Genomic DNA, 20,913 nt, shown 5'->3' on the forward strand with positions numbered 1-20,913 from the left:
TTGAGCGAATTAATTAACACTCTATAAGATTTTTATTGTCCAGATTTTGTTTGCAATTCACAGGTTATTTTTGTGCAGTCACGACAATTCTTTAAGGCAAAATCAAATGCTGAATTTCCATTAGTTGCATTGTTAGCCATTGTTTTATCAGCCTGTTCTTCGGGAGAACCAGAAGTAGCACTACTTGCATTTGTTGTGCATATCCACATACCTGGATTATTTGCCTGTGTATTTGTTGGTGTATTTGTTTGTTGAGTAGAAGTTGTGTCATCTGCAGCGGTGGCTACATGACTTAATATCAAAAACGTACTACACAAGATGATTCTTATTATTTCTTTCATGATTTTCTCCTTGTTTGAAAAATTTTCTAGAGTTTTTAAAGTGCGCCTCTCAAAATGTTTGGTTGATTCTCATTATAGTTCTCTTTAAAAGAGTGCAATGTAAGGTTTTCCTTAATCAGAGGAAGTCCAAAGTCCATAAAACTAATCTATAGTTTATTTCCAATAGTCGATTTTTTGGCTCTATACCAGAGTCATCATGTTATAAAGGATATCCGAGGAGTAATTCATTACAGGAGGAACAAATAATGCCAAATCATAAGAAAAAACCTCTTGTGGTAATAACGGGAGCATTAGGCAACTTGGGAGTTGCAATTACAGGTGCATTAAAAGAAAAATATCAAGTTGTTGGTTTTGATAAAGAAGGTACCGATTGCGATATTCCATTCGATATCACATCAGATTCCTCAGTATCGCAATCATTTAATTTATTTAAAAAAAGATTCGGTAATCAAATTGCTGCAGTCATTCATTTGGCTGCATATTTTGATTTTAGCGGTGAAGTGTCGCCACTTTATGAGAAAGTAAATGAACAAGGCACGAAGAATTTATTGAATGCATTGCAAGAATTTACAGTAGAACGCTTTATATTTTCTAGTACCATGCTGGTACACAAAGCCGGTAATCCAGGAGAAACTATTAATGAAGAAACTCCCTTGGCACCTAAATGGATTTATCCTGAATCGAAGAAAAAGACCGAAAAAATCATTCAAAAACACCATGGAAAAATTCCTTATTTAATTTTAAGGCTTGCAGGTCTTTATGATGATAAAACATGTATTCCTACGCTTGCACATCAAATTGCCCGTACCTATGAGCGAAAGCTCAAGAGTAATGTATATGCCGGTAATCCTAAAGCAGGTCAATCCTTTATTCACCAAGATGATTTAGTCCGTCTTTTTGCAAAAGCAGTTCATTATCGCCAGGATTTAGCTGAAGAAGAGATTATTCTTGCGGGAGAAGCAGCAACAGTGAGTTATGAAAAATTACAAAAAATGATTACAGAACTTCTGCATGATGAAAAAATGGAATTATTTAATATCCCTCGTCCCGTTGCCAAAGCAGCATCCTGGGTAGAAGAAAAATCTGAATCGATTATTCCTAATGATTTTGACCAAGGAGAAAAACCGTTTATTCGTCCTTTTATGATTGATTTAGGTTCTGATCATTATGAATTAGATATTGCTAAGGCTCGGGAAAAACTACATTGGCGACCAAGTCATCATATAGAAGAAATAGTACCGAAAATAATAAATGAATTAAAAAAAGATCCTAAAAATTGGTACAAAAATAATGGAATTACTTTGCCAGATTGGATGGAGGTACTTGAAGAAAAAAATCCTGAAATTATACGTGAACGTTATGAGTTTGAATTTCGTAAAGCCCAACAACAAAATCTGTGGGGACATTTTTTTAATTTTGCGCTCGCATTTTGGCTGCTTACATCACCATTTATTTTAGGATACCGATCAAATCCTTTAATCGTTAGTGATATGTTCACGGGCATTCTTTTAGCCTGTGGTTCTCTTTTAAGTTTGTCCTGGAGGCTAGCACCTCTTAGATGGGGTTTGGCGTTTTTAGGAGTATGGCTTATTTTTGCTCCATTAATTTTTTGGTCACCTACTGCTATAGCTTATTTAAATGATACTTTGATTGGAGCGTTAATGATTGGATTTTCAGTATTAATACGACCAAATGTAGGAATAGCTCCTAATGCAGCATTAACTGGGCCAATCATCCCTCCTGGATGGGATTTTTCGCCATCAAGCTGGGTACAGCGCATCCCAATTATTATTCTTGCTTTTATTGGTTTTTACATTTCACGTTACATGGCAGCCTACCAACTAGGCCATATTGATTTTGTTTGGGATCCTTTTTTCACTGGAAATCCGCAAAATCCTAAAAATGGCACCGAAGAAATTATTACTTCTTATCTATCTAAAAAATGGCCTATATCTGATGCGGGCTTTGGGGCAGTAGTTTATCTCTTCGAAATTCTCACCGGCGTCATAGGAGGTACGAATCGTTGGCGTACTATGCCTTGGGTAGTTTTATTATTTGGTTTGATGGTTATTCCATTGGGCGCTGTTTCCATTACTTTTATTATTATTCAACCCATCTTTTTAAATACCTATTGTACTCTTTGTTTAATTGCGGCAGTTGTTATGTTAATACAAATGGCCTATTCTGCTGATGAAATTATCGCAACCTTGATGTTTTTATGGCGACGTTGGCAGAAGGGAAGACCATTGCTTCGTATTCTTTTTGTGGGTGATACTGATGAAGAATATAAAAAAGGTAAGGATGAGTCTCTTGATGATTTTGAACAAGCACCTGGAACAACTCTTAGGGTGATGTGGAGCAAAGGAATCACTTTACCTTGGAATTTGCTCTTGTGTTTGTTCATAGGGTTATGGCTAATGTTCTCGCGTTTAATCTTAAATGCTAGTGGTGGAATGGCAAATATGAATCATTTATTGGGTGCATTAATCATTACTGTAACAATCATTTCTTTTGCGGAAGTAGCACGTGCAATTAGATACATTAATTGGCTTTTTGCTCTGACGCTTATTATCATATCATTCATACCCTTCATATCGTTCATTTACCACGCCAGTTTAATACAAATCATTTCAAATATATGTTGTGGTATTTTACTTTTTTTCTTAACTATTCCACGAGGCAAAATAGAAGCATCCTATGGTAAGTGGGATAATTTTATTGTCTAGCGTTATCAAACACCTCCTTCTTTTGTAAAAAAGAGAGGAGGTTTGTTCATTAATAATGACTAGCGAACTCCATTTTTATGTGATGCAACAATCCAGGAAAACCCCCATAGAAATTTTCAGAAAACATTCTACGCTAATATAAACTCAGCTCAATTTTGTGAAAACTAGCCGAAATAATGCAAAACATGATATACAATTGATAAAAGAGGTTTCCTTGAGCATATTAATATTATTACTTATTATTATCTTCGCATTAATCATCCTTTTAGCGATTTGGAATATACTCCAAAAAAATCATACTATATTAAGAAACTTTCCTATCATAGGCTATATGCGCTATTTTGCGGAATTCTTAGGGGTTTATTTGAGACAATACTTTTATGCTCGAGATCGTGAAGAATTACCTTTTAATCGCACTGAGCGCACTTGGGTATATGAGGCAAGCGAAAATGTTGATACCACTATAGGATTTGGATCAACTCGAGATCGAAGACCACTTAATACCATCTATTTTGTTGACTCTCCCTTCCCAGTCCTAAAACGTGATGTCGTTAAAGCCCATTCAGTTACTATTGGATAACATTGTAAATTTCCTTATATAACAAACTCCTTAATCAATATTTCAGCAATGAGTTATGGAGCTATTTCAAAAAATGCAATTTTAGCTTTATCTCATGGCGCAAAAAAAGCAGGTTGCTGGCTTAATACCGGAGAGGGAGGATTGTCTCCGTTTCATTTAGAAGGTGGGTGTGATTTAGTGGCGCAAATCGGTACCGCAAAATATGGCTATCATGACGAGCATGGGAATTTATCAGATGAAAAATTAAAAAAAACAGCAGCTCATCCACAAGTGAAAATGTTTGAAATCAAATTAAGTCAAGGCGCTAAACCAGGTAAGGGGGGATTATTACCCGCAAAAAAGGTAACAAAAGAAATTGCTAAGGTTCGCGGAATTAAGCCCTATGAAGACTCTATAAGTCCGAACCGTTTCCCTGAAATATCAAATTCATTTGAATTACTTAACATGATCCATCATATAAGAGAGGTAACAGGAAAACCTACAGGATTTAAAGTTGTTTTAGGAAATTATGAATGGCTAGATGAGTTGTTTCAGGAAATCATAAAAAGAGGAATTAAATATGCACCTGATTTTATCACTCTTGATGGTGCTGAAGGTGGTACTGGAGCTAGTCCACTCACTTTAGCAGATTATATGGGATTACCTCTAACAGAAAGTCTCCCTGTTCTTGTTGATAAATTAGTAGAGTATGATTTACGTAGCCGTATTAAAATCATTGCCTCAGGAAAATTAATTACCCCGGGAAAGGTAGCGTGGGCACTTTGTGTTGGTGCTGATTTTGTAAATTCAGCTCTTGGCTTTATGTTTGCTCTTGGCTGTGTTCAAGCTTTACGATGTCATAAAAACACTTGCCCTACAGGGATTACAACACATAATCAATGGCTCACCAGGGGTTTAAATCCAAAAAATAAAGCAAATCGAGTTTACCATTATGTAAAAAATCTTACTTATGAGGTGGGAATGATTTGTCACTCCTGTGGTGTAGAAGAGCCACGAGAATTAAGACGGCATAATGCTCGAATTGTATCTGAGCATGGAACCTCTGTTTCTTTGGCTGATGTATATCCATCAAAAGAAAAAGGGTCAAAACTTAAGAAGAAAAAACATGAATGATCTCTGTGATAGACTGTTTTAGGAGATTCATCCATACATGCCTAGCTGACGCTCTTCTACTAAAGTGAATCAGAGATTCAGCTGATGGAAATCAAATGAGATGTAACTACAAAATATATATGAGACATAAAAAAAAATGTAATACAATAAGCAGTATCCTTAGATTGCGATAACTATTTTTAGAGTTAATATTTGTAAAGCTTATTAAAATTTATTATTTGTGCTAAAAAAGAAGTAATATAAAACTAAAGGATTAGTATAATGAGAATCAATGATATATATACATTCTTTTTTTGGTGGCTTCTCTTTAGTCTTTTCTGGATTTTATTGATTTCCCATATCACTGTTGCTGAATGTTTTATTGGAAGTATTCTCTCATTTATTACTGCTTTTATACCCATGACAATGACGAAACTAGGCCACTTTTCATTAAGTATTCGGGGGCATTGGTTTGATATTCTTATAAAAATTCCTTATAAAATTATTTTTGAAACTTACTTAGTATTTGTAAGAGTGATTACCTTTTTTATTAAAGGAAAACAGATAAGAGGTGGTTTCCATACTTTGCACTTTAAAGATTTGTACCCCCAAATATCTAATCAAAAAATAGATTTAACATTACTAACGTATACATTTTCTATTGCTCCTAATAATTATATTGTATTAATTGATAAGAAAAATAAACAAATATTAATCCATACCTTAGTAGCTTAATAGATAATGTATGTTTGACTTTTATTAGTTACTGTAATCATTGATAAAGGGTATTTAAGTGAATATTTGGCTTATCGGAATTCTATTCATGCTTCTAAGTTTATTAATTACAACACTTGGAATTTTGCGAGGTACTGTTTTAAATCGATTGGTTTTTTTACAAATAAGTGGAAATATAACTACCATAACTGCTTTATTACTGTGCGAGTTTTATGGTCGAGCCGCTTATTTTGATGTGCCATTAACAATGGCTATATTAACTTTTATTAGTATATTAATTTTTATTCGGTATTTGGAGTGAGGGAGGCGAATGAATTATATAATAGGAATTTTTCTCTTTTTAGGGGTTGTATTAGTACTTTTTTCTAGCATAGCATTTATAATTTTACCAACAGCATATGCTCGATTGCATTTCCTGACGCCTACTACTTTAGGCATATTTTTAATTGTTATTTCAATTTTGCTCAAAGAAGGTCTGAATCAACAAGGGATTAAGTCAGTATTAATTTTTATAATTTTAATATTAATAGGTCCGATATTAACTCATGCTACAGCAAGAGAAGGTAAAATTCAAAAAATGGAAAAAAATCAATGATATTTATAAATCTATTTATCTATGTATTGCTTGTTATTACCGGAACGGGGGTAATACTCACTAAAAACCCATTAAAACAAACAATTGTATTAAGCTTATTTGGACTTATTGTTTCTCTATTATTTCTGATTCTGCAAGCACCAGAAGTTGCTCTTTCAGAAATTGTTGTAGGCATGGTGCTCATTCCATTGATGGTTTTATTATCTCTTGTAAAAATAAAAGGTTATAAAGAAATCAATACAGACGAGAGGGATCAATGAATCGCATCAGGAAATATTTTTTTTTATTTTCTTCTGTTGGATTTTTTATCTTTTTAATACCAGGAATTTTAACTCTTCTTCCTTACGGCCAGAATCAAAGCGAATATGCAAGAATTGTTCTTACACAGGAGGCAGTTAAAATAAAAGCAGCTAATATTGTAACTGCGGTTGCTTTTGACTATAGGGGTTTTGATAGTTTTATTGAAGCAATGATCCTTTTTACTTCAGTTGTTGGCATTATTCTTATTTTGCGAGTAGGGGAAAAAGAAAGAAAAGAGGTTTCAGCCTATATAAATTCTAGGAAACCATTCCCTAGAATTAGCCCTGCAATTGAAATTCTTGGATTGATTTTAATTGGTTATATCGTTTTTTTTGGTTTTTATATCGTTTTGCATGCTCAATTATCACCTGGAGGGGGATTTCAAGGGGGAGTAATAATCAGTTCCGCTTTACTATTAATCTATCTTGCAGGATCCTATTTTGAATTTACACAGAGACTTTCATTATATGTTATAAGTATTGTTGAGTCTTTGGGACTAATTAGTTTAATTTTTTTGGGAAGTGCTCCATTTTTTGAGGGAAATAATTTTTTTTATAATTTTCTTCCTAAAGGAACGCTTGGGAATATATTATCTTCAGGAACAATTCCGCCTTTTAATTTATTTGTTGGTATCACTGTCATGGCTGGTATCCTTCAAATTTTAAATGAATTTTTGGAACAAGCAATTATCATTCGCAAAAAAGAGTAAGGAAAAATAATAATGGATTATTTGTCTTATTTTGTCTCATTTTGGTTGTTTCTTTTTTCTCTCTATGGGATCGTTAGCAGTCGCAATTTAATTCATATGATTAATTGCATTATTGTCTTACAGTCCTCTACTTATATTTTTCTTTTATTCATTGGATACCGTCAAGGAGGTTCTGCACCTGTCCTTGCAGATAACATACCTCCTGAAAAGATGGTTGATCCGGTAGTACAAGCCATTGCTCTGACTGATATTGTAGTGAGTGCGGTAGTTGCTGCATTATTATTGGCTATTGCAATACAGGCATATAAGCAGTTTAAAACGCTCGATCCCTATAAATTAATTTCTATAAAAGGTTGATATGCATAATTTGGTTGTTTTGCCTATTCTTCTTCCTTTTCTTGTAGCTATAATCCTATTAGTGATTAGAAATAATTTGAATAGAAAGTTTTTGGATTCTATTGCTTTAGTTACATCGTTTTCAGTTACCTTAATTTGTATCCTACTAATGATACGTGCGCCAGAGGTGTATTGGTTCGGTAATCAAAGTCCAGTAGGGAAGATGGCAATAGGCATTTCTTTTGTTATAGATTTTATATCCGCTTCTTTAGCAACATTAGCTTCATTCCTGACATTTACAGTTTTTCTTTATTCTTGGAGTTATTTTAAAGCAGTAAGCGGCTTGTATCATTCCCTTATGCTCCTTTTTTTAGGAGCTATGATTGGTTTTTGTTTTACCGGTGATCTATTTAACCTCTTTGTTTTTTTTGAGCTTATGGGGGTAGCCGCATTTGCATTAACAGCATATAAGAATGAATCACAAAGTTCTTTGCAGGGGGCTCTCAATTTTGTGATTACAAATATGCTTGGTGGAATGTTAATTTTATTAGGCATAACATTTATTTATAGTAAAACAGGGGCATTAAATTTTGCTCAAATAGGGAATGTGCTCCAAAATCAAGCTTTAGACAATATCATTATTACTTCTTTTGTTTTGATGACAATAGGCTTTTTAATTAAAGCAGCTATTGCTCCTTTTCATTTCTGGCTTGCCGATGCGCATACGGTTGCGCCAACGCCTGTATCGGTTCTTTTGTCAGGTATTATGGCACCATTAGGACTGTATGGATTTTTACGTGTTTATTGGACTATGTATGCTGCGCCATTACACTCTTTGGATACGATGGTGACAATAATATTTTTTAGTATAGGCGCCATTACCATTTTAATTGCTAGTATTATGTGTTTCATTAATAGTTCATTAAAACGAATGCTTGCTTTTTCGACTATAAGTAACTCGGGTATTATTCTAATTGGTGTATCTACTCTAAATCCTTTGGGTATACAGGGAGCCATAACTTATATTCTTGCACACGGTTTTTTAAAAGGTTCTCTTTTCATGTGTGCAGGGGTTCTCTTGCATCATTTTAAAAGCGTTGATGAGCTTGATTTACAAGGAAAAGGAAAAAAGATACCTTTTATTGGTCTCTTGTTTTTTATAGGTATTATTGGTTTGGCGGGTTTGCCTGCATTTGGGGTTTTTACAGCTAAAAATATGATTGAGACTTCTATGTATTCGGAGGGTATTAGTAGAGTTACACTTCTTCTTATTCTATTTGAATCCATTGTTACCACCGGAGCTTTTGCACGTGCATTTGGAAGAATATTTCTTGGCTTTGGAGTGCGACAAAAAAACGCTCCCACCAAGAAAAGTAAAGAAGAGCAAGAAACACAATCCACCAGACAAATAACGCCTTTAGTAATGGCTGCTTCAATAATATTATTGCTATTAGCTCCCGTGATTCTAAATTGCTTCTATTTTTTTAATGACTCATTAAGCCATGCTGCAAACGAATTTCAAAATCAAATTTGGTATTATTCTCTTGTATTTAATAAAACATTACCTATTATGCATTCAGTGAATTATTCAGGAAATTTAAAAAACTATGTTTTTGAATTAATGGGGATTTTAATCGCTTTATTTATTGGGGCTCTAAGTATCTTTAAGCATCTTATCCCGTTTAAACTACGTAAAATAACTTATACGATTAATATGCCGTTCATAACAATATTGAAATCATTACAAAGTGGTTTAGTTGGAGATTATATTTCTTGGATTATTTTGGGAACAACTATTATTGGTTTGGCCTTTTTATATTCAGCATACTATATAGTGTGATTAATGGTTTTATGACTCTTTAATTAAGAAATATAGTCTCTATCCAAATCAATTTGGGTTTGAAGTAACCTGATTTTGGGATCCACTAGATAAAATAATTCTTAATCATTAATCTAATAAAAATGCCTATTAAATCTTAAATTAATTCTAAGGCTATTGCCATAGCTTCCCCGCCTCCAATACAGATGGCGGCAATACCACGCTTTTTTTCATATTTTTTCATAGCACCAATTAAAGTAGTTACAATTCGTGCACCAGAAGCGCCAATAGGATGACCTAATACACAAGCGCCTCCATGAATATTTACCTTTTGATGGGAAATTTTGAGTTCCTTCATAGCTACCATTGGTACTACGGCGAATGCCTCATTAATTTCAAAAAGATCTACAGAATCCAGCGTCCAATCAATTTTTTTTAGTAAGCGCTTAATGACACCAACAGGAGTTGTTGTGAACCAGGCTGATTCATGAGCATATGAAGCATAGGTATGAATAATAGCTAAAGGTTTTATACCAAGTTCTTGAGCTTTCGAAGAGCGCATTAGTACCACAGCGGCAGCACCATCTGATATCCGGCTGGAATTGGCAGCAGTCACCGTCCCATCTTTACTAAATGCGGGCTTTAATTGTGAAATTTTATCGATTTTCACGGTCATAGGTCCTTCGTCATGTTTAATAGTTTGTTCCTCTTTCGAGTTTTTTAGATCAATAGGGACAATTTCAACATTAAAGCTACCATCTTCCGTTGCTTTTTTCGCTCTCAAAACAGACTCTTTAGCAAACTCATCTTGCTCTTCGCGACTAAATCCATATTTTTTGGCAGTCTTATCAGCAAAAACTCCCATTAAAGTACCTCGATCATAAGCATCTTCCAATCCGTCCAAATGCATGTGATCGATAATCTTGTCATGTCCTAGCCGATATCCATTTCGAGCTTTAGATAATAAATAAGGTGCTTTAGTCATACTCTCCATTCCGCCAGCAACTATAATATGGTTCGCGTCAGTTAAAATAGAATCATAACCTAAAGCGATTGTTTTCATTCCAGAACCACACATTTTATTGACTGTAGTACAACCAACGGAATCAGGTACTCCTGCGCCAATTGAGGCTTGTCGTGCAGGTTCTTGCCCTTGACCAGCCTGTAGAATACATCCCATTAATACTTCCTGAATACTTTCTGGTTTTAGATTGATGCGATTGATTGCTGCTTTAATGGCATAAGAGCCCAATTCATGCGCTGAAAGATCTTTGAAATAACCAAGTAAATGGCCCATTGGTGTTCTTGCAATACTTGCTATGACAATTGGATCTTTATTCATTTTAATTCTCCTTGAGGTATAAAGAAGGCCCTAAATTTTAAAGTTAGTTTACATATAAGAGTTTCCTTTCTCTTTTAGATTCCATAGGGTCTTATCGATTTTTGCTATGAGGCTACATCGCCCAATTCAATTCCCCCAATTTATTCGTTAACTTAATATTTTCTGAATAATCGACTGGACAATCAATTAAAACTATTTCATTACTCGCCAAAGCGGATTTTAAAGTGGGAAGAAGATCTTTTGCTGATTTAATAGAATGAGCCTTGATACCAAAACTTTCAGCATACATCACAAAATCTGGATTAGAAAATTGAACATGGTTTGAATGGCCAAATTCTAATTCCTGCTTCCATTGAATGAGACCATACGCATCATCAAAACCAAAATTGACATAATCATGACGCATGAAGCCGATAGTGCCTATCATTCTTGGGTTTTCAGAAGAGACAACACCTTTCCCCATAAAAGTTGTAGCAATAGGAATTTTGGTGTGATTAACAAAATGGGTTAATGCTTCCTCGGCTTTGTGGCGATAAACACCTGCACCAGCAAGAATAATGGCACTTTTTGCGTCATTGATAATCTGAGCTGCTTCTTTTATTTGATTTTCATTGGGTCTTATTCATTTTGGTAATTGGGGTCTAAGAGGTTTGCCATCAGTTTTTTGTTTCGCGATATCTTCAGGAAGGATTAATGCAATTGCTCCTTTCGGATCGGATAGTGTGAGCTTAAAACCATTATGAATTAATTCATTAACAACCAAGGGCGACGCAAGCAAAGCATTCCATTTGGTTAAGGGCATAAATAATTCGCCTAAATCAATAATTTGATGGGCATGTTTGTTAAGCCGATCCATCGAGGCCTGGGCTACGATTGCTATCAGTGGTGATTTGTCAAGATTCGCATCGGCAACCCCCAGCAAAAGATTGATGACTCCAGGACCTAGAGTTGCCAAGCAAACTCCTGGCTTACCAGTTAATCGGCCATAAATATCAGCTAAAAAAGAAGCTCCTTGCTCGTGTCGGGTTAAAATAAAACGGATTTTTTTTGAATGAGATAAGGCTTCAATTAAATCCGTATTTTCTTCTCCTGGCAAACCAAAAACATATTCAACATTCTCTTCCTCCAAACACTTTACAAATAACTCTGCGACTTTTTGTTTTGTCATAATTATATGCCTTGTCTAATTTTCTCAAATTGTAATACCAATTAAGACAGGCGATGGATTAAATAGAAGTTAAACATAATTAAACCTAAGGTAAACCATAGATAAATTGTGAATTTTCGGTAGAGCATCATGATGTTACTGGCGGGTATATTATGCGGATGTGGAACGTTTACAAAAGCCTCACACCTGTTACTTTTCAGCAGTTACAAATAAAGATCATATGGTTTAAAATTCAACAAAAAAGCTGTCCTTTATTCTGAAAGAATCAACACATTAGCTTTTTTACAGATACACACATACCAGAGAGCTAATATGCTAAATACACCAATTAAAGAACTAATACATGTTGCTTTGCGCGAGATACTTAATAAACCATATCTCTTATCTCAAAAAGAATTATCCTCCTTAGAAAAAATGGTACCCACGGATTTTCGCCACCCAACTACGTTTGATTGGAAAAATCCCCTAATGGCAAATCATTATTTAAATAAAAATCATGGAGGAGGTAAAGATGCTATAAACGTACATCAGATATCTTTAGATGCTGATAAAAAGCAATGGTTAGCAGGAGCATGGTTCATCTTGCTGCCTAACTTGATGCTTTCTTTGACCAATAACCTGAAGGAATCCTTGGAGTCTATCTTAGTAAAGCAATTATCATTTAACATGATTAGGTATATAAATGCGATGGGGATAACCACAGAGCAAAAAAAATGCTACAGATACAATCAATGCAGTATTTACCATTCCATCATTGAAAAAATGGAACCTCTGTTTTCTTTATTTATCATGTGTAAAAGATTTGATGAAATAAAAAGAGAAAATATAGTTATTAATGTCTTGATGGAGCATGTTGCTGAAGTAATTATAAGTACACTTTTAGATACCTTAATGGAAACTCTTAAAGAACAGAAAACACCCCAAAAAGCCGTATGTAATTCTGCAAATGAGCACTTTGACATACTTCACAATCTTTTGAGTGAGATGGAGTTTGATGAGCTTATCTTCGATAAAACGTCGTCTCATTTTAATCAGGTGGTGGGTAGTATAATTGATTCAGCTAAAAAAGGTGACTTAGAAGAATATTTAAACCAATTAAATCTTGATCAGATAACTCCATCTGAATTACAAAGTAGGACACAGTTCGGTTTATAGACTCTTGTAACTTTTTGTCTTTTGCTGCTTGAACTTGAGTAAAATTGGTATCAAAGTTATGTATTTTTTGTAACAAGTTTTTTTATTTCTTTTCTCATTGTATCGCCAATGTATGACTTCTGCTAAATGCAGCGGTGACATTTGCAAAATTCATATTAAATGCAAATCATTTACTAGGGTTTTCCTATAAAATTCAGGGTATGTCGTTATGTAATTAGCAAGTTTATCAACTATATTTTTAAGCTAGAAATCGTAATGCTTAGACAACATTATTATCACTATACTGCAAAAGGAGATGAGCCTTTACAGATCACAAATTGAATGGAGTCATAAATGAGAAGAAAACAAAATAATGCAGGAAAAGAACATCCAGAAATTGAGAATACTAAAAATATATGTAAAAGCATTTTAGAAGCAAAACAAGAGATACAACCACCGCAAAAACAAAAAAAGCAACCAGGGCTTCAAAACGAAATGATTCCTGAGCCTATTTCAATATATGATGATTATCAAGCAGCAAATAAATTAAAAAATAAGGTCATACTTATTACTGGTGGTGATAGCGGTATTGGAAGGGCGGTGGCGTATCATTGCATAGAGGAAGGAGCTAAAGTTGCGTTTGTTTATTTTAACGAGACCATAGATGCAAATAGAACGTTGCAAGAAATAAAAAAAAGAAAAGGACAAGCCATAGCAATGCAGTATGATTTATGTAAAAAAGAATCATGTAGAAAAGCTATAGAAAAATGTTTGGATAGATTTGGAAAAATCAATGTATTAATTAACAATATTGCAGTTCAATATCCCACCAAAAATGTACGCAAAATAACTTCCCAAAGATTACGTAAAGTTTTTACTACCAATATTTTTTCCTATTTTTATATGATTCAAGAGGTTTTACCCCACCTTAATAAAGGAGATAGTATCATTAATACTACTTCTATTACTGCATTTCGCGGCAGCGAGCATTTAGTTGATTATTCAGCTACAAAAGGAGCTATAGTTTCTTTAACTCGTTCATTAGCAGCTTTATTAATAGACAATGAAATTCGAGTTAATGCAATAGCGCCAGGACCAGTATGGACCCCATTAATTCCTTCTAGTTTTTCCAAAGAAGCGGTTGCCAAATTTGGAGCTGATTCACCATTAGGAAGACCAGCACAACCTGCGGACATTGCTCCTTGTTATATTTTTCTTGCCAGTAAAGACAGTGCTTTTATGACTGGACAAGTTCTACATCCTAATGGTGGCGAGCTTATGATTTAATAATTCGAAATTCTTAAATCAATTATTGTGGGATGTTGGGGAGACCAGAAAAGTTGTTGATACCGTAGCTTTTTTGCTTCGATGAGACATGGTTTATTACTGGGGCTACTTTTGATATCAACTCTGGTCAATATATGCGTTTCATTCTGGATATGGTGTTTCTTGCTGTTGTTCTTTTTTAAGCAGTGTCATCTAAGGTTTCCCTTAATCAAAAGAAGTTCAAATTCATAAAACTAATCTATAGTTCATTTTCAATAGTCAATTTTTTGGATCCATACCTGGGACATTATGTTAGAAATGACACATGAGGTGTCTATTGTCTCGAGTTACCAAGAATCTCCTTCCTTTGTAAAAAAGAAAGGAGATTTAGAAAAGGTTGATTAATAAGACTAGCGAGCACTATAGCCTCCATCTATGATTAAATCGCTGCCAGTGACAAATTTTGACTCCTCCGAAGCAAGATAAAGAACAGCATAAGCAACATCCTTTGGTTCGCCTAAATGACCTATTGGATGTAGATTCACAAGCTCTTTTTTTGCTTTTTGGGGATTATCTTGGGAGGCAAGAAAGCCCTCTACCATTTTGGTATCGAGAAATCCAGGACAAACAGCATTAACACGAATATTGTACTTCGATTTGGCACAATGCAACGCGGCTGATTTGGTCAATAATCTTACGGCTCCTTTGCTCGCATCATAGGCTACAAGCCTTCTATCACCAATTAAGCCTTCAATTGATGAGATATTAATAATGGAGCCACCGCCTGTAGACTTCATGGATTTAATCGCATATTTTGTACCTAGAAAAACACCATCTAAATTGACACTCATGACCCAATGCCAATCTTCCAATGAGATGTCTTCAATGTTTTTCCCTACTCCAACTCCTGCATTATTTACTAAAATATCGAGTTTTTCATAATTTTTTTGTACTTGATCCATGGCTTTTTGCCAATCTTTTTCTTTAGACACATCCTGTTCAATAAAAATTGCTTTGCCTCCATTTTGGGTTATATCTTCTATAACCTCATCAGCCCCATCTTTTTTGTAATCGGTTATGACGATATTTGCTCCTTCATAAGCAAGTAACTTGGCTATTGCTCTTCCAATACCACGGCGTCCCCCTGTAATCATTGCTACTTTTCCTTTTAAGCGACGCATAAATAACTCCTTTTAAGTTTGGAATAGAGTAAGTATAAAGATAGCGCTAAAAAGTTTTAAATGAAAATTAAAGATCCCAAGTGTTTTTCATTTTACCTTTTACTTCTTCCCATTTTCCTTATTATTATTCATTTTTTTCTTTTTAATTAAATTAAATAGCCTTAACATACTCATTGGATTTCTATTGAAAATCTATTAAGGTTTTCCTTTCTGAAAATGCTGTTTACTCCTAATAATTTAGTAAAAAATTATTGAAATATTTAACTTATTTTATTGATTTTTATAACAAAATAATCATTTAGGCTCAATAGCATGTCAGTTATAAATACTTGAGTTTCAATTTATCCTATCTATACTCAAAACAAACTTAATGAGGAGTCCAGTCGACATTTTTCTTGAGGAGGATAATATGTTGGATTGGGCAATCTTTTTCTTTACTATTGCAATCATTGCAGCAGTTTTAAGTTTTAGAGGAATTGCAGGAGCTGCGGCTGGTGTTGCACAAATTTGTACAAAATATTCTACGCTAAAATTAATTCAACTTGATTTGATGATTCAAGCTTAAAATAAAGTGTGCAAGGGAGAAGTTTAATGCCGCGCGAAAACTATAGAAAAAATGAAATTCGAGACTCAGAAGAAAACCAAAATATAAATGAATATCTATCTAGATCTATACCTAGCTATTCTGGACCACATCGGCCACTAGAAGAGGCTGAACAAACACTTAAATATCCTTCCGAATTTGATCGTATACTTCATGCTTGGTTAGCAGAAGTTACATTAGGGATATCACCAGCTACTTTGATACTTGCATTTATCAATATATCCTATTAAACAGCAAGAATTGCTAATCGATGCAAATCGTAAAGCTGAAGCACTCTTAAACTATATGAAATATAGTTTATTAGGTCAGAAGTGCGATCCTTGTATTTTACCACAAGAAAAAGATGATCGATTTGAAGATAAGCTGTGGAAGGAGATTCCTTTTAATTTTTATGCACAGGGATTTTTGTTAACTGAACACTGGTGGCAATTAGCCACAACCCATATTCATGGTGTAAGCAGACATCATACCGAAATCGTTAACTTTGTAACAAGACAATGGCTGGATATGTTTAGTCCGAGTAATTTTCTTCACACAAATCCCGAAGTGATCAAAACATCCTTTGAGGAGCAAGGACAGAACCTGATTAAAGGCTTTAGTCATTTCATAGATGATATCGCCCGTTTTATTCAAAATAAGCTTCCTCGGGGTGCTGATCAATTTAAATTAGGAACCGATCTTGCGACATGTGAAGGCAAAGTTATTTACAGAAATCCTTTATTTGAATTGATCCAATATGCTCCAAAAACCAAAAAAGTATATCCTGAACCTGTTTTAATTATTCCCGCTTGGATTATGAAATATTACATTTTAGATCTCTCACCAAATAACTCCATGGTAAAATTTTTAGTAGAAAAAGGTCATACTGTTTTCATGATATCTTGGAAAAATCCGGATAAAGAAGATGCCTCATATGATTTCTCAGATTATTTAAAAAAAGGGGTTTTAAAAGCAATAGAAATAGTTTCTGAGATTGTTCCTAATCAAAAAATCCATGCTACAGGTTATTGTGTTGGCGGAACCATTTTGTCAATTGCTGCTGCTTATCTTGCTAAACATAATAAAAACTTACTTAAATCACTCACATTATTTGCAACTCAGATTGATTTTGCTGATGCAGGTGAATTGTTAATGTTCATTGATGAAAGTGAGCTTGCTTATTTGGATGATTTAATGTGGAACCAAGGAAATTTAAAAAAATGGCAGCTTTCTGGTGCTTTTAATATGCTTCGGTCTAAAGATTTAATTTGGTCGAGGTGGGTTCGAGATTATTTAGAAGGAAAAGAAGAACAAATGTTTGATTTAATGGCCTGGAATGCTGATGCTACTCGTATACCTTATAAATTGCATGCAGAATATTTACGTTCACTGTATCTTAATAACGATTTGGTTGAACGTCATTTCCAGTTTGAGGATACCATTATAGACTTAGAAGAGATACAAATACCTGTTTTTGCTGTAGCTACTGAGAAAGATCACATTGCTCCATGGAAATCTGTTTTTAAACTCCATGCATTGTTAGAAACAGAATTGATCTTTATTTTAACTAACGGTGGCCATAACGCTGGGATTGTAAGTGAGCCAGGACATAAAGGTCGTGAATTTGAAATTAAGGCATCTAATACTCATAATCACTATATTGCTCCTGAGAAATGGAGAGAATCAGCAGAAAAAAAATCTGGCTCATGGTGGCCCACGTGGCAAAATTGGCTTAAAAATCATTCTCAAGCAAAAACAAATCCGCCTGCAATGGGAGCAAAAGAATTTAAACCATTAGAAGATGCTCCTGGCCAGTATGTCCTGATACGGTAGATGTCGTACGATATTGATTTGTATTAAGTCAATAAGGTTGTTTTTTATTCTTCACATTAAACAAGGAGGGAATTATGCAAGTCAAAGAAATCATGACAAAGGAACCAGAGTTTTTACCTACTACGGCGACCATTTTTGATGCGGCAAAAAAAATGCGAGAATTAGATACAGGTTTTTTACCAGTTGGTGATAAAGGAACAGATAAAATTGTTGGTACGCTCACTGATCGTGACATCGTTATCTCTGCTCTTGCTAATAAAAATGCATTAGATACTCCAGTAAAAAGTATAATGCATCAAGATGTATATTATTGCTATGAGAATGATGACATTCAAATAGCATTTGATAGCATGAAGAAGAAAAAAATCCGTCGATTGATTGTACTTAATAAAAATAAAAAATTATCAGGTGTTTTGTCTTTAGGTGATATAGCGTTAAATTGTGATACTAAGCTATCAGGTGAAGCATTAAAATATATCTCAGTCCAATAGTTTAAAAGTTTGTGAATTCACTTCTTTTACCGATACTCGCAAAAAAGAAGTGAATTAACTACTTAAATTACTAGCTCCATATAATCAACTCACTATATTGAAAAGAAAAAGGGAATGGTGTGGAACAAATATTATTTATTTTTAAATTATTGCTGTTCTGCCATGTCGCTAAAGAAGAGCCAGATTGTGGTTTCCCTCAAGCACAATCTGCGCATGATAATTTCTGGGATTTTATTCATTAATACCTGGAAGCATGTATATGGTTATGTGGATTATGTCTGATCGAGCAATTCCTCGTTTATTTCGCTGTTATTTTATTTATTAGATATTACGAGAGAAAAAGCTATAAAATTCTTCGATCCCTGCATGGAGTTTTCGCAGCGAGTGGATTAATCCTTGTTTGTATTTATGCAAGAATTAATAGGCACATGAATAAACTAATCTGACAGTTACCAGTTTTTTTAGTGTCTGTCAGATTAAGTTTAATGTACTACAAGATTAGGCTATGATGAATTTTGAAGTAGCACGTTTTCAAGTATTAATTACTCTTCGCTATCGTTTTCTTCGCTCTTAGAGCAGGAAAATCCAGCGCATTTTTTCGCCATTTTTTTGATATGGCATTTAGCTTCACAAATATATCCAAACGCTTCAAACATATAACCCGCTGCTTTATCACAGTCATTCTCATTAGCAGCTTTTTCGTGAAGCTTTCCTGTTGTTCTATCGTTTTTATGGGCACCGTAGGCATTCCATCTTGCTGTGCTGCTATAGAAATTGCCTTAGCATCATTTTTATCATTCTTATTTCCTTGAACAAAAGGCTTTACATGGTGAGGGCTAATTTGGGATACCTCATGGCCATAAGATAAAAATTTACGTGCCCAATAGTTTGAGCTGCCACAAGCTTCCATTGCTATTTTACAAGGAGGTAAATTTGCACTGAATTGCGGCAATTCAGTGCGACATATTTTTTTACCTAGTATTTTTTTGCCATTCTCATTGACTCCATGAAGTTGAAAAACATCTTTTGCCAAATCGATTCCTAATAACGTAACATGATTCATTGTGGACTCTCCTGTTCTTTTTTGTTTTCGTCAAAAACATTTTGGCTCATCGAGGTGCCCTTTAAAAGAGGAGATGAGTCCATATCATTGCGATAGGCTGTGGGGGTAAATCTATCCGCAAGTGTTAAGCCATTGGTGCACGCATGCGCTTTGCTCCTCCAGAGAACGCGCTGGAAATAGGGCGCTCGTGGCCTTTTACCTGTCGCGTTGGCGAGTGAATTCTGGGGACTGGGATGTCCCGGAATTTTTAACGAGATAGCGACACGCTTTTTGAGGGAGTAGCTGATTCGGTTTCTTCCTGAATCTCTCTAATATTTCGGGCACTTTTAACACTTACTCCGCCATTTAATACGTTGGATATAAAGCGATATTGGTCTCCGTAACTCTCTATTTTCTTGGCTCGGATAAATATTGGATCATTTTTTACCTTAGTACTGAAAAAGTACTCTGAAAAGGGGCCTGAGCGCATTGAGCGTAAGGCTATATTTAAATTATCTTTCCAACGTGCACTAGCAAACTCTACTCCCATTCCATACTCATCCGCCGTGAGCTCGACAGTTTCTTGATCATCTTGCAGTCTAGGAGAGGCATATCGTAACGCATAGCCACGTTTTGAGGACAAAGCTTTATGCACAACTTCCTTGTCGTCAATCAAATCGGCGGTAAACTGCAACGCGTTGCAATTATTTTCCACGGCGGCCATTGCTATTATTTTTGTATTTTGTAATTTCCTAACCGCCCACTCCAACTCAGAACCTTTAAAGCAAACAACGTGATAAACGATTTTTGAATCACTTCTTACTGCCTCTGAGCGATTTTTAAGCATCCATAATGAATGCAAACCATCACGAAAAATTTGTTTATAGGCTTGGCTAAATACTGAGTAATAATCATTGTCGTCAGGAGTTAGAATACGCTCTGGAAAATAATGTTCGCACAATGCCTTCCAAGCCATACTGTCATCTTTGCGTTCAGGAAGGGGTAAATCTAATTCAATATAATCGTCGCTTAAGATTTGCTTCATCATTGCAGTTATCATTTTCTACCTCTTTGGACTATTAAAAAAATTGAATATTACACGATGCATACTAAAAGTTGTACAAGTCGTTGCTAGTAAATGGCTCTAAAATTGCCTCAAAGTATGAATTAAAATTGAGCTGTAGTGATTGTTCATGAAGACGCTCTCTAAGCATGAAATTATTTGAGCATAAAGAGCCATTATTGATCTATTTTATTTGAGATGAGTTTTGGCCTGTGATCAAACAACCCATAAGAAAAATTATGTCTTACTAAGAACTCTATTTTGGACTAAAAAAATGTCTCAGATTGATCATTGTATAGGCAATGGTTTTCATGGCATAGTGATGAAAGCTATGATGCTCAAACCGAAGAAGTAAGCGTTTGAATTTGTCCTCCAGGCAAAAACTCGTTCAATCGTACGAAACCGCTCTTTAAAAATAGCTTTGTTGAACAAGCGCTTTCTTCCTCGCTTGGAACGTTTAGAGGCTATCCGGAAAGTCCCTGCCATTGACCTGTCTCTTGATCACATCTCCATCAATTTGGTAGCTATCCTAAGTCCTTCAACTCGCTCTTGTAAACGGAACCATCCTTTCCAGATA

General features: G+C 34.8%; 23 protein-coding genes and 1 pseudogene. 17 read left to right on the forward strand and 7 right to left on the reverse strand.

Features of this window, described 5'->3' with window-relative positions:
- Positions 1-32: 32 nt before the first annotated feature.
- Positions 33-341 (reverse strand): hypothetical protein, encoded by a 309-nt coding sequence (locus Lsan_RS13370; RefSeq protein ID WP_058514718.1) that lies wholly within the window; start codon positions 339-341, stop codon positions 33-35.
- A 245-nt stretch (positions 342-586) separates the two neighbouring features.
- Here Lsan_RS13370 and Lsan_RS13375 point away from each other — a divergent pair, with 245 nt between their 5' ends.
- The 10 genes from Lsan_RS13375 to Lsan_RS13415 all read left to right on the forward strand — a co-directional run bounded on the left by Lsan_RS13375 (position 587) and on the right by Lsan_RS13415 (position 9,254).
- Complete coding sequence (locus tag Lsan_RS13375) at positions 587-3,067, forward strand: vitamin K epoxide reductase family protein (RefSeq protein ID WP_058514719.1); 2,481 nt, start codon at positions 587-589, stop codon at positions 3,065-3,067.
- A gap of 214 nt (positions 3,068-3,281) precedes the next feature.
- Positions 3,282-3,647 (forward strand): hypothetical protein, encoded by a 366-nt coding sequence (locus tag Lsan_RS23065; RefSeq protein ID WP_237762134.1) that lies wholly within the window; start codon positions 3,282-3,284, stop codon positions 3,645-3,647.
- Between the two features lie 39 nt (positions 3,648-3,686).
- Positions 3,687-4,760 (forward strand): FMN-binding glutamate synthase family protein, encoded by a 1,074-nt coding sequence (locus tag Lsan_RS13380; protein WP_272947151.1) that lies wholly within the window; start codon positions 3,687-3,689, stop codon positions 4,758-4,760.
- Between the two features lie 261 nt (positions 4,761-5,021).
- Positions 5,022-5,474 carry a hypothetical protein gene (locus Lsan_RS13385; RefSeq protein WP_058514720.1) on the forward strand — a complete coding sequence of 151 codons (453 nt, stop codon included), beginning with the start codon at positions 5,022-5,024 and terminating at the stop codon, positions 5,472-5,474.
- A gap of 58 nt (positions 5,475-5,532) precedes the next feature.
- Complete coding sequence (locus tag Lsan_RS13390; protein ID WP_058514721.1) at positions 5,533-5,775, forward strand: monovalent cation/H+ antiporter complex subunit F; 243 nt, start codon at positions 5,533-5,535, stop codon at positions 5,773-5,775.
- Positions 5,776-5,784: 9 nt separating this feature from the next.
- On the forward strand, positions 5,785-6,069 hold the full coding sequence (locus Lsan_RS13395; protein ID WP_058514722.1) for a monovalent cation/H(+) antiporter subunit G: 285 nt from the start codon (positions 5,785-5,787) through the stop codon (positions 6,067-6,069).
- Entirely contained in the window at positions 6,066-6,329 is a 264-nt protein-coding gene (locus tag Lsan_RS13400; RefSeq protein WP_058514723.1) for a Na(+)/H(+) antiporter subunit B, read from the forward strand. Before Lsan_RS13395 ends, Lsan_RS13400 begins: the two co-directional genes overlap by 4 nt.
- On the forward strand, positions 6,326-7,078 hold the full coding sequence (locus Lsan_RS13405) for an MnhB domain-containing protein (protein ID WP_058514724.1): 753 nt from the start codon (positions 6,326-6,328) through the stop codon (positions 7,076-7,078). Before Lsan_RS13400 ends, Lsan_RS13405 begins: the two co-directional genes overlap by 4 nt.
- Before the next feature lie 12 nt (positions 7,079-7,090).
- Complete coding sequence (locus Lsan_RS13410) at positions 7,091-7,435, forward strand: sodium:proton antiporter (RefSeq protein WP_058514725.1); 345 nt, start codon at positions 7,091-7,093, stop codon at positions 7,433-7,435.
- A gap of 1 nt (position 7,436) precedes the next feature.
- Positions 7,437-9,254: a complex I subunit 5 family protein gene (locus Lsan_RS13415; RefSeq protein WP_058514726.1), complete on the forward strand. Its 1,818-nt coding sequence runs from the start codon at positions 7,437-7,439 to the stop codon at positions 9,252-9,254.
- 136 nt (positions 9,255-9,390) lie between these two features.
- Here Lsan_RS13415 and Lsan_RS13420 read toward each other — a convergent pair whose 3' ends face one another.
- The 3 genes from Lsan_RS13420 to Lsan_RS22750 all read right to left on the reverse strand — a co-directional run bounded on the left by Lsan_RS13420 (position 9,391) and on the right by Lsan_RS22750 (position 11,743).
- A complete protein-coding gene (locus Lsan_RS13420; RefSeq protein ID WP_058514727.1) occupies positions 9,391-10,575 on the reverse strand; it encodes an acetyl-CoA C-acyltransferase in 1,185 nt (394 codons plus the stop codon).
- A gap of 112 nt (positions 10,576-10,687) precedes the next feature.
- Entirely contained in the window at positions 10,688-11,197 is a 510-nt protein-coding gene (locus Lsan_RS22745) for a thiamine pyrophosphate-dependent enzyme (protein WP_202814633.1), read from the reverse strand.
- A complete protein-coding gene (locus tag Lsan_RS22750; RefSeq protein WP_058514729.1) occupies positions 11,198-11,743 on the reverse strand; it encodes a thiamine pyrophosphate-binding protein in 546 nt (181 codons plus the stop codon). It lies immediately after the preceding gene.
- A 312-nt stretch (positions 11,744-12,055) separates the two neighbouring features.
- Between Lsan_RS22750 and Lsan_RS13435 the strand changes: the two genes are divergently transcribed.
- Together Lsan_RS13435 and Lsan_RS13440 are read left to right on the forward strand one after the other, a co-directional pair.
- Positions 12,056-12,898: a hypothetical protein gene (locus Lsan_RS13435; protein ID WP_058514730.1), complete on the forward strand. Its 843-nt coding sequence runs from the start codon at positions 12,056-12,058 to the stop codon at positions 12,896-12,898.
- A 333-nt stretch (positions 12,899-13,231) separates the two neighbouring features.
- Positions 13,232-14,164 carry an SDR family oxidoreductase gene (locus Lsan_RS13440; RefSeq protein ID WP_133134326.1) on the forward strand — a complete coding sequence of 311 codons (933 nt, stop codon included), beginning with the start codon at positions 13,232-13,234 and terminating at the stop codon, positions 14,162-14,164.
- Positions 14,165-14,553: 389 nt separating this feature from the next.
- On the opposite strand, the gene Lsan_RS13445 is transcribed toward Lsan_RS13440, so the two are convergent.
- On the reverse strand, positions 14,554-15,324 hold the full coding sequence (locus tag Lsan_RS13445; RefSeq protein ID WP_058514731.1) for a glucose 1-dehydrogenase: 771 nt from the start codon (positions 15,322-15,324) through the stop codon (positions 14,554-14,556).
- A gap of 409 nt (positions 15,325-15,733) precedes the next feature.
- Between Lsan_RS13445 and Lsan_RS21690 the strand changes: the two genes are divergently transcribed.
- From Lsan_RS21690 to Lsan_RS22175, 5 genes and pseudogenes are all read left to right on the forward strand, one after another.
- A complete protein-coding gene (locus Lsan_RS21690) occupies positions 15,734-15,889 on the forward strand; it encodes a DUF1328 family protein (protein ID WP_083505145.1) in 156 nt (51 codons plus the stop codon).
- Positions 15,890-15,915: 26 nt separating this feature from the next.
- Positions 15,916-16,158: a poly-beta-hydroxybutyrate polymerase N-terminal domain-containing protein gene (locus Lsan_RS22170; RefSeq protein WP_133134325.1), complete on the forward strand. Its 243-nt coding sequence runs from the start codon at positions 15,916-15,918 to the stop codon at positions 16,156-16,158.
- 55 nt (positions 16,159-16,213) lie between these two features.
- A complete protein-coding gene (locus Lsan_RS13450; protein WP_133134324.1) occupies positions 16,214-17,740 on the forward strand; it encodes a PHA/PHB synthase family protein in 1,527 nt (508 codons plus the stop codon).
- Between the two features lie 74 nt (positions 17,741-17,814).
- The gene (locus tag Lsan_RS13455; RefSeq protein WP_058514732.1) at positions 17,815-18,231 is read left to right on the forward strand and encodes a CBS domain-containing protein; all 417 of its coding nucleotides are present in this window, start codon (positions 17,815-17,817) and stop codon (positions 18,229-18,231) included.
- A 161-nt stretch (positions 18,232-18,392) separates the two neighbouring features.
- A pseudogene (locus Lsan_RS22175) lies at positions 18,393-18,538 on the forward strand (catalase); the annotation flags it as partial.
- Between the two features lie 231 nt (positions 18,539-18,769).
- Here the strand turns inward: Lsan_RS22175 and Lsan_RS13460 are convergent.
- Together Lsan_RS13460 and Lsan_RS13465 are read right to left on the reverse strand one after the other, a co-directional pair.
- A complete protein-coding gene (locus Lsan_RS13460; RefSeq protein ID WP_058514733.1) occupies positions 18,770-19,294 on the reverse strand; it encodes an IS110 family transposase in 525 nt (174 codons plus the stop codon).
- Between the two features lie 247 nt (positions 19,295-19,541).
- A complete protein-coding gene (locus Lsan_RS13465) occupies positions 19,542-20,333 on the reverse strand; it encodes a hypothetical protein (protein ID WP_058514734.1) in 792 nt (263 codons plus the stop codon).
- Between the last annotated feature and the right edge of the window lie 580 nt (positions 20,334-20,913).

This window comes from Legionella santicrucis (genome assembly GCF_001468135.1).
Classification (GTDB): Bacteria; Pseudomonadota; Gammaproteobacteria; order Legionellales; family Legionellaceae; genus Legionella; species Legionella santicrucis.

What these genes read in the sequence shown, in the direction of transcription:
- Lsan_RS13440 (WP_133134326.1), top strand. Translation starts at nt 13,232, where the DNA reads ATGAGAAGAAAACAAAATAATGCAGGAAAAGAACATCCAGAAATTGAG.
- Lsan_RS13385 (WP_058514720.1), top strand. Translation starts at nt 5,022, where the DNA reads ATGAGAATCAATGATATATATACATTCTTTTTTTGGTGGCTTCTCTTT.
- Lsan_RS13375 (WP_058514719.1), top strand. Translation starts at nt 587, where the DNA reads ATGCCAAATCATAAGAAAAAACCTCTTGTGGTAATAACGGGAGCATTA.
- Lsan_RS22170 (WP_133134325.1), top strand. Translation starts at nt 15,916, where the DNA reads ATGCCGCGCGAAAACTATAGAAAAAATGAAATTCGAGACTCAGAAGAA.
- Lsan_RS22750 (WP_058514729.1), bottom strand. Translation starts at nt 11,743, where the DNA reads ATGACAAAACAAAAAGTCGCAGAGTTATTTGTAAAGTGTTTGGAGGAA.
- Lsan_RS21690 (WP_083505145.1), top strand. Translation starts at nt 15,734, where the DNA reads ATGTTGGATTGGGCAATCTTTTTCTTTACTATTGCAATCATTGCAGCA.
- Lsan_RS13395 (WP_058514722.1), top strand. Translation starts at nt 5,785, where the DNA reads ATGAATTATATAATAGGAATTTTTCTCTTTTTAGGGGTTGTATTAGTA.
- Lsan_RS13435 (WP_058514730.1), top strand. Translation starts at nt 12,056, where the DNA reads ATGCTAAATACACCAATTAAAGAACTAATACATGTTGCTTTGCGCGAG.
- Lsan_RS13450 (WP_133134324.1), top strand. Translation starts at nt 16,214, where the DNA reads ATGAAATATAGTTTATTAGGTCAGAAGTGCGATCCTTGTATTTTACCA.
- Lsan_RS13410 (WP_058514725.1), top strand. Translation starts at nt 7,091, where the DNA reads ATGGATTATTTGTCTTATTTTGTCTCATTTTGGTTGTTTCTTTTTTCT.
- Lsan_RS13460 (WP_058514733.1), bottom strand. Translation starts at nt 19,294, where the DNA reads ATGAATCATGTTACGTTATTAGGAATCGATTTGGCAAAAGATGTTTTT.
- Lsan_RS13445 (WP_058514731.1), bottom strand. Translation starts at nt 15,324, where the DNA reads ATGCGTCGCTTAAAAGGAAAAGTAGCAATGATTACAGGGGGACGCCGT.
- Lsan_RS13405 (WP_058514724.1), top strand. Translation starts at nt 6,326, where the DNA reads ATGAATCGCATCAGGAAATATTTTTTTTTATTTTCTTCTGTTGGATTT.
- Lsan_RS13420 (WP_058514727.1), bottom strand. Translation starts at nt 10,575, where the DNA reads ATGAATAAAGATCCAATTGTCATAGCAAGTATTGCAAGAACACCAATG.
- Lsan_RS13415 (WP_058514726.1), top strand. Translation starts at nt 7,437, where the DNA reads ATGCATAATTTGGTTGTTTTGCCTATTCTTCTTCCTTTTCTTGTAGCT.
- Lsan_RS13400 (WP_058514723.1), top strand. Translation starts at nt 6,066, where the DNA reads ATGATATTTATAAATCTATTTATCTATGTATTGCTTGTTATTACCGGA.
- Lsan_RS13370 (WP_058514718.1), bottom strand. Translation starts at nt 341, where the DNA reads ATGAAAGAAATAATAAGAATCATCTTGTGTAGTACGTTTTTGATATTA.
- Lsan_RS13465 (WP_058514734.1), bottom strand. Translation starts at nt 20,333, where the DNA reads ATGATAACTGCAATGATGAAGCAAATCTTAAGCGACGATTATATTGAA.
- Lsan_RS13455 (WP_058514732.1), top strand. Translation starts at nt 17,815, where the DNA reads ATGCAAGTCAAAGAAATCATGACAAAGGAACCAGAGTTTTTACCTACT.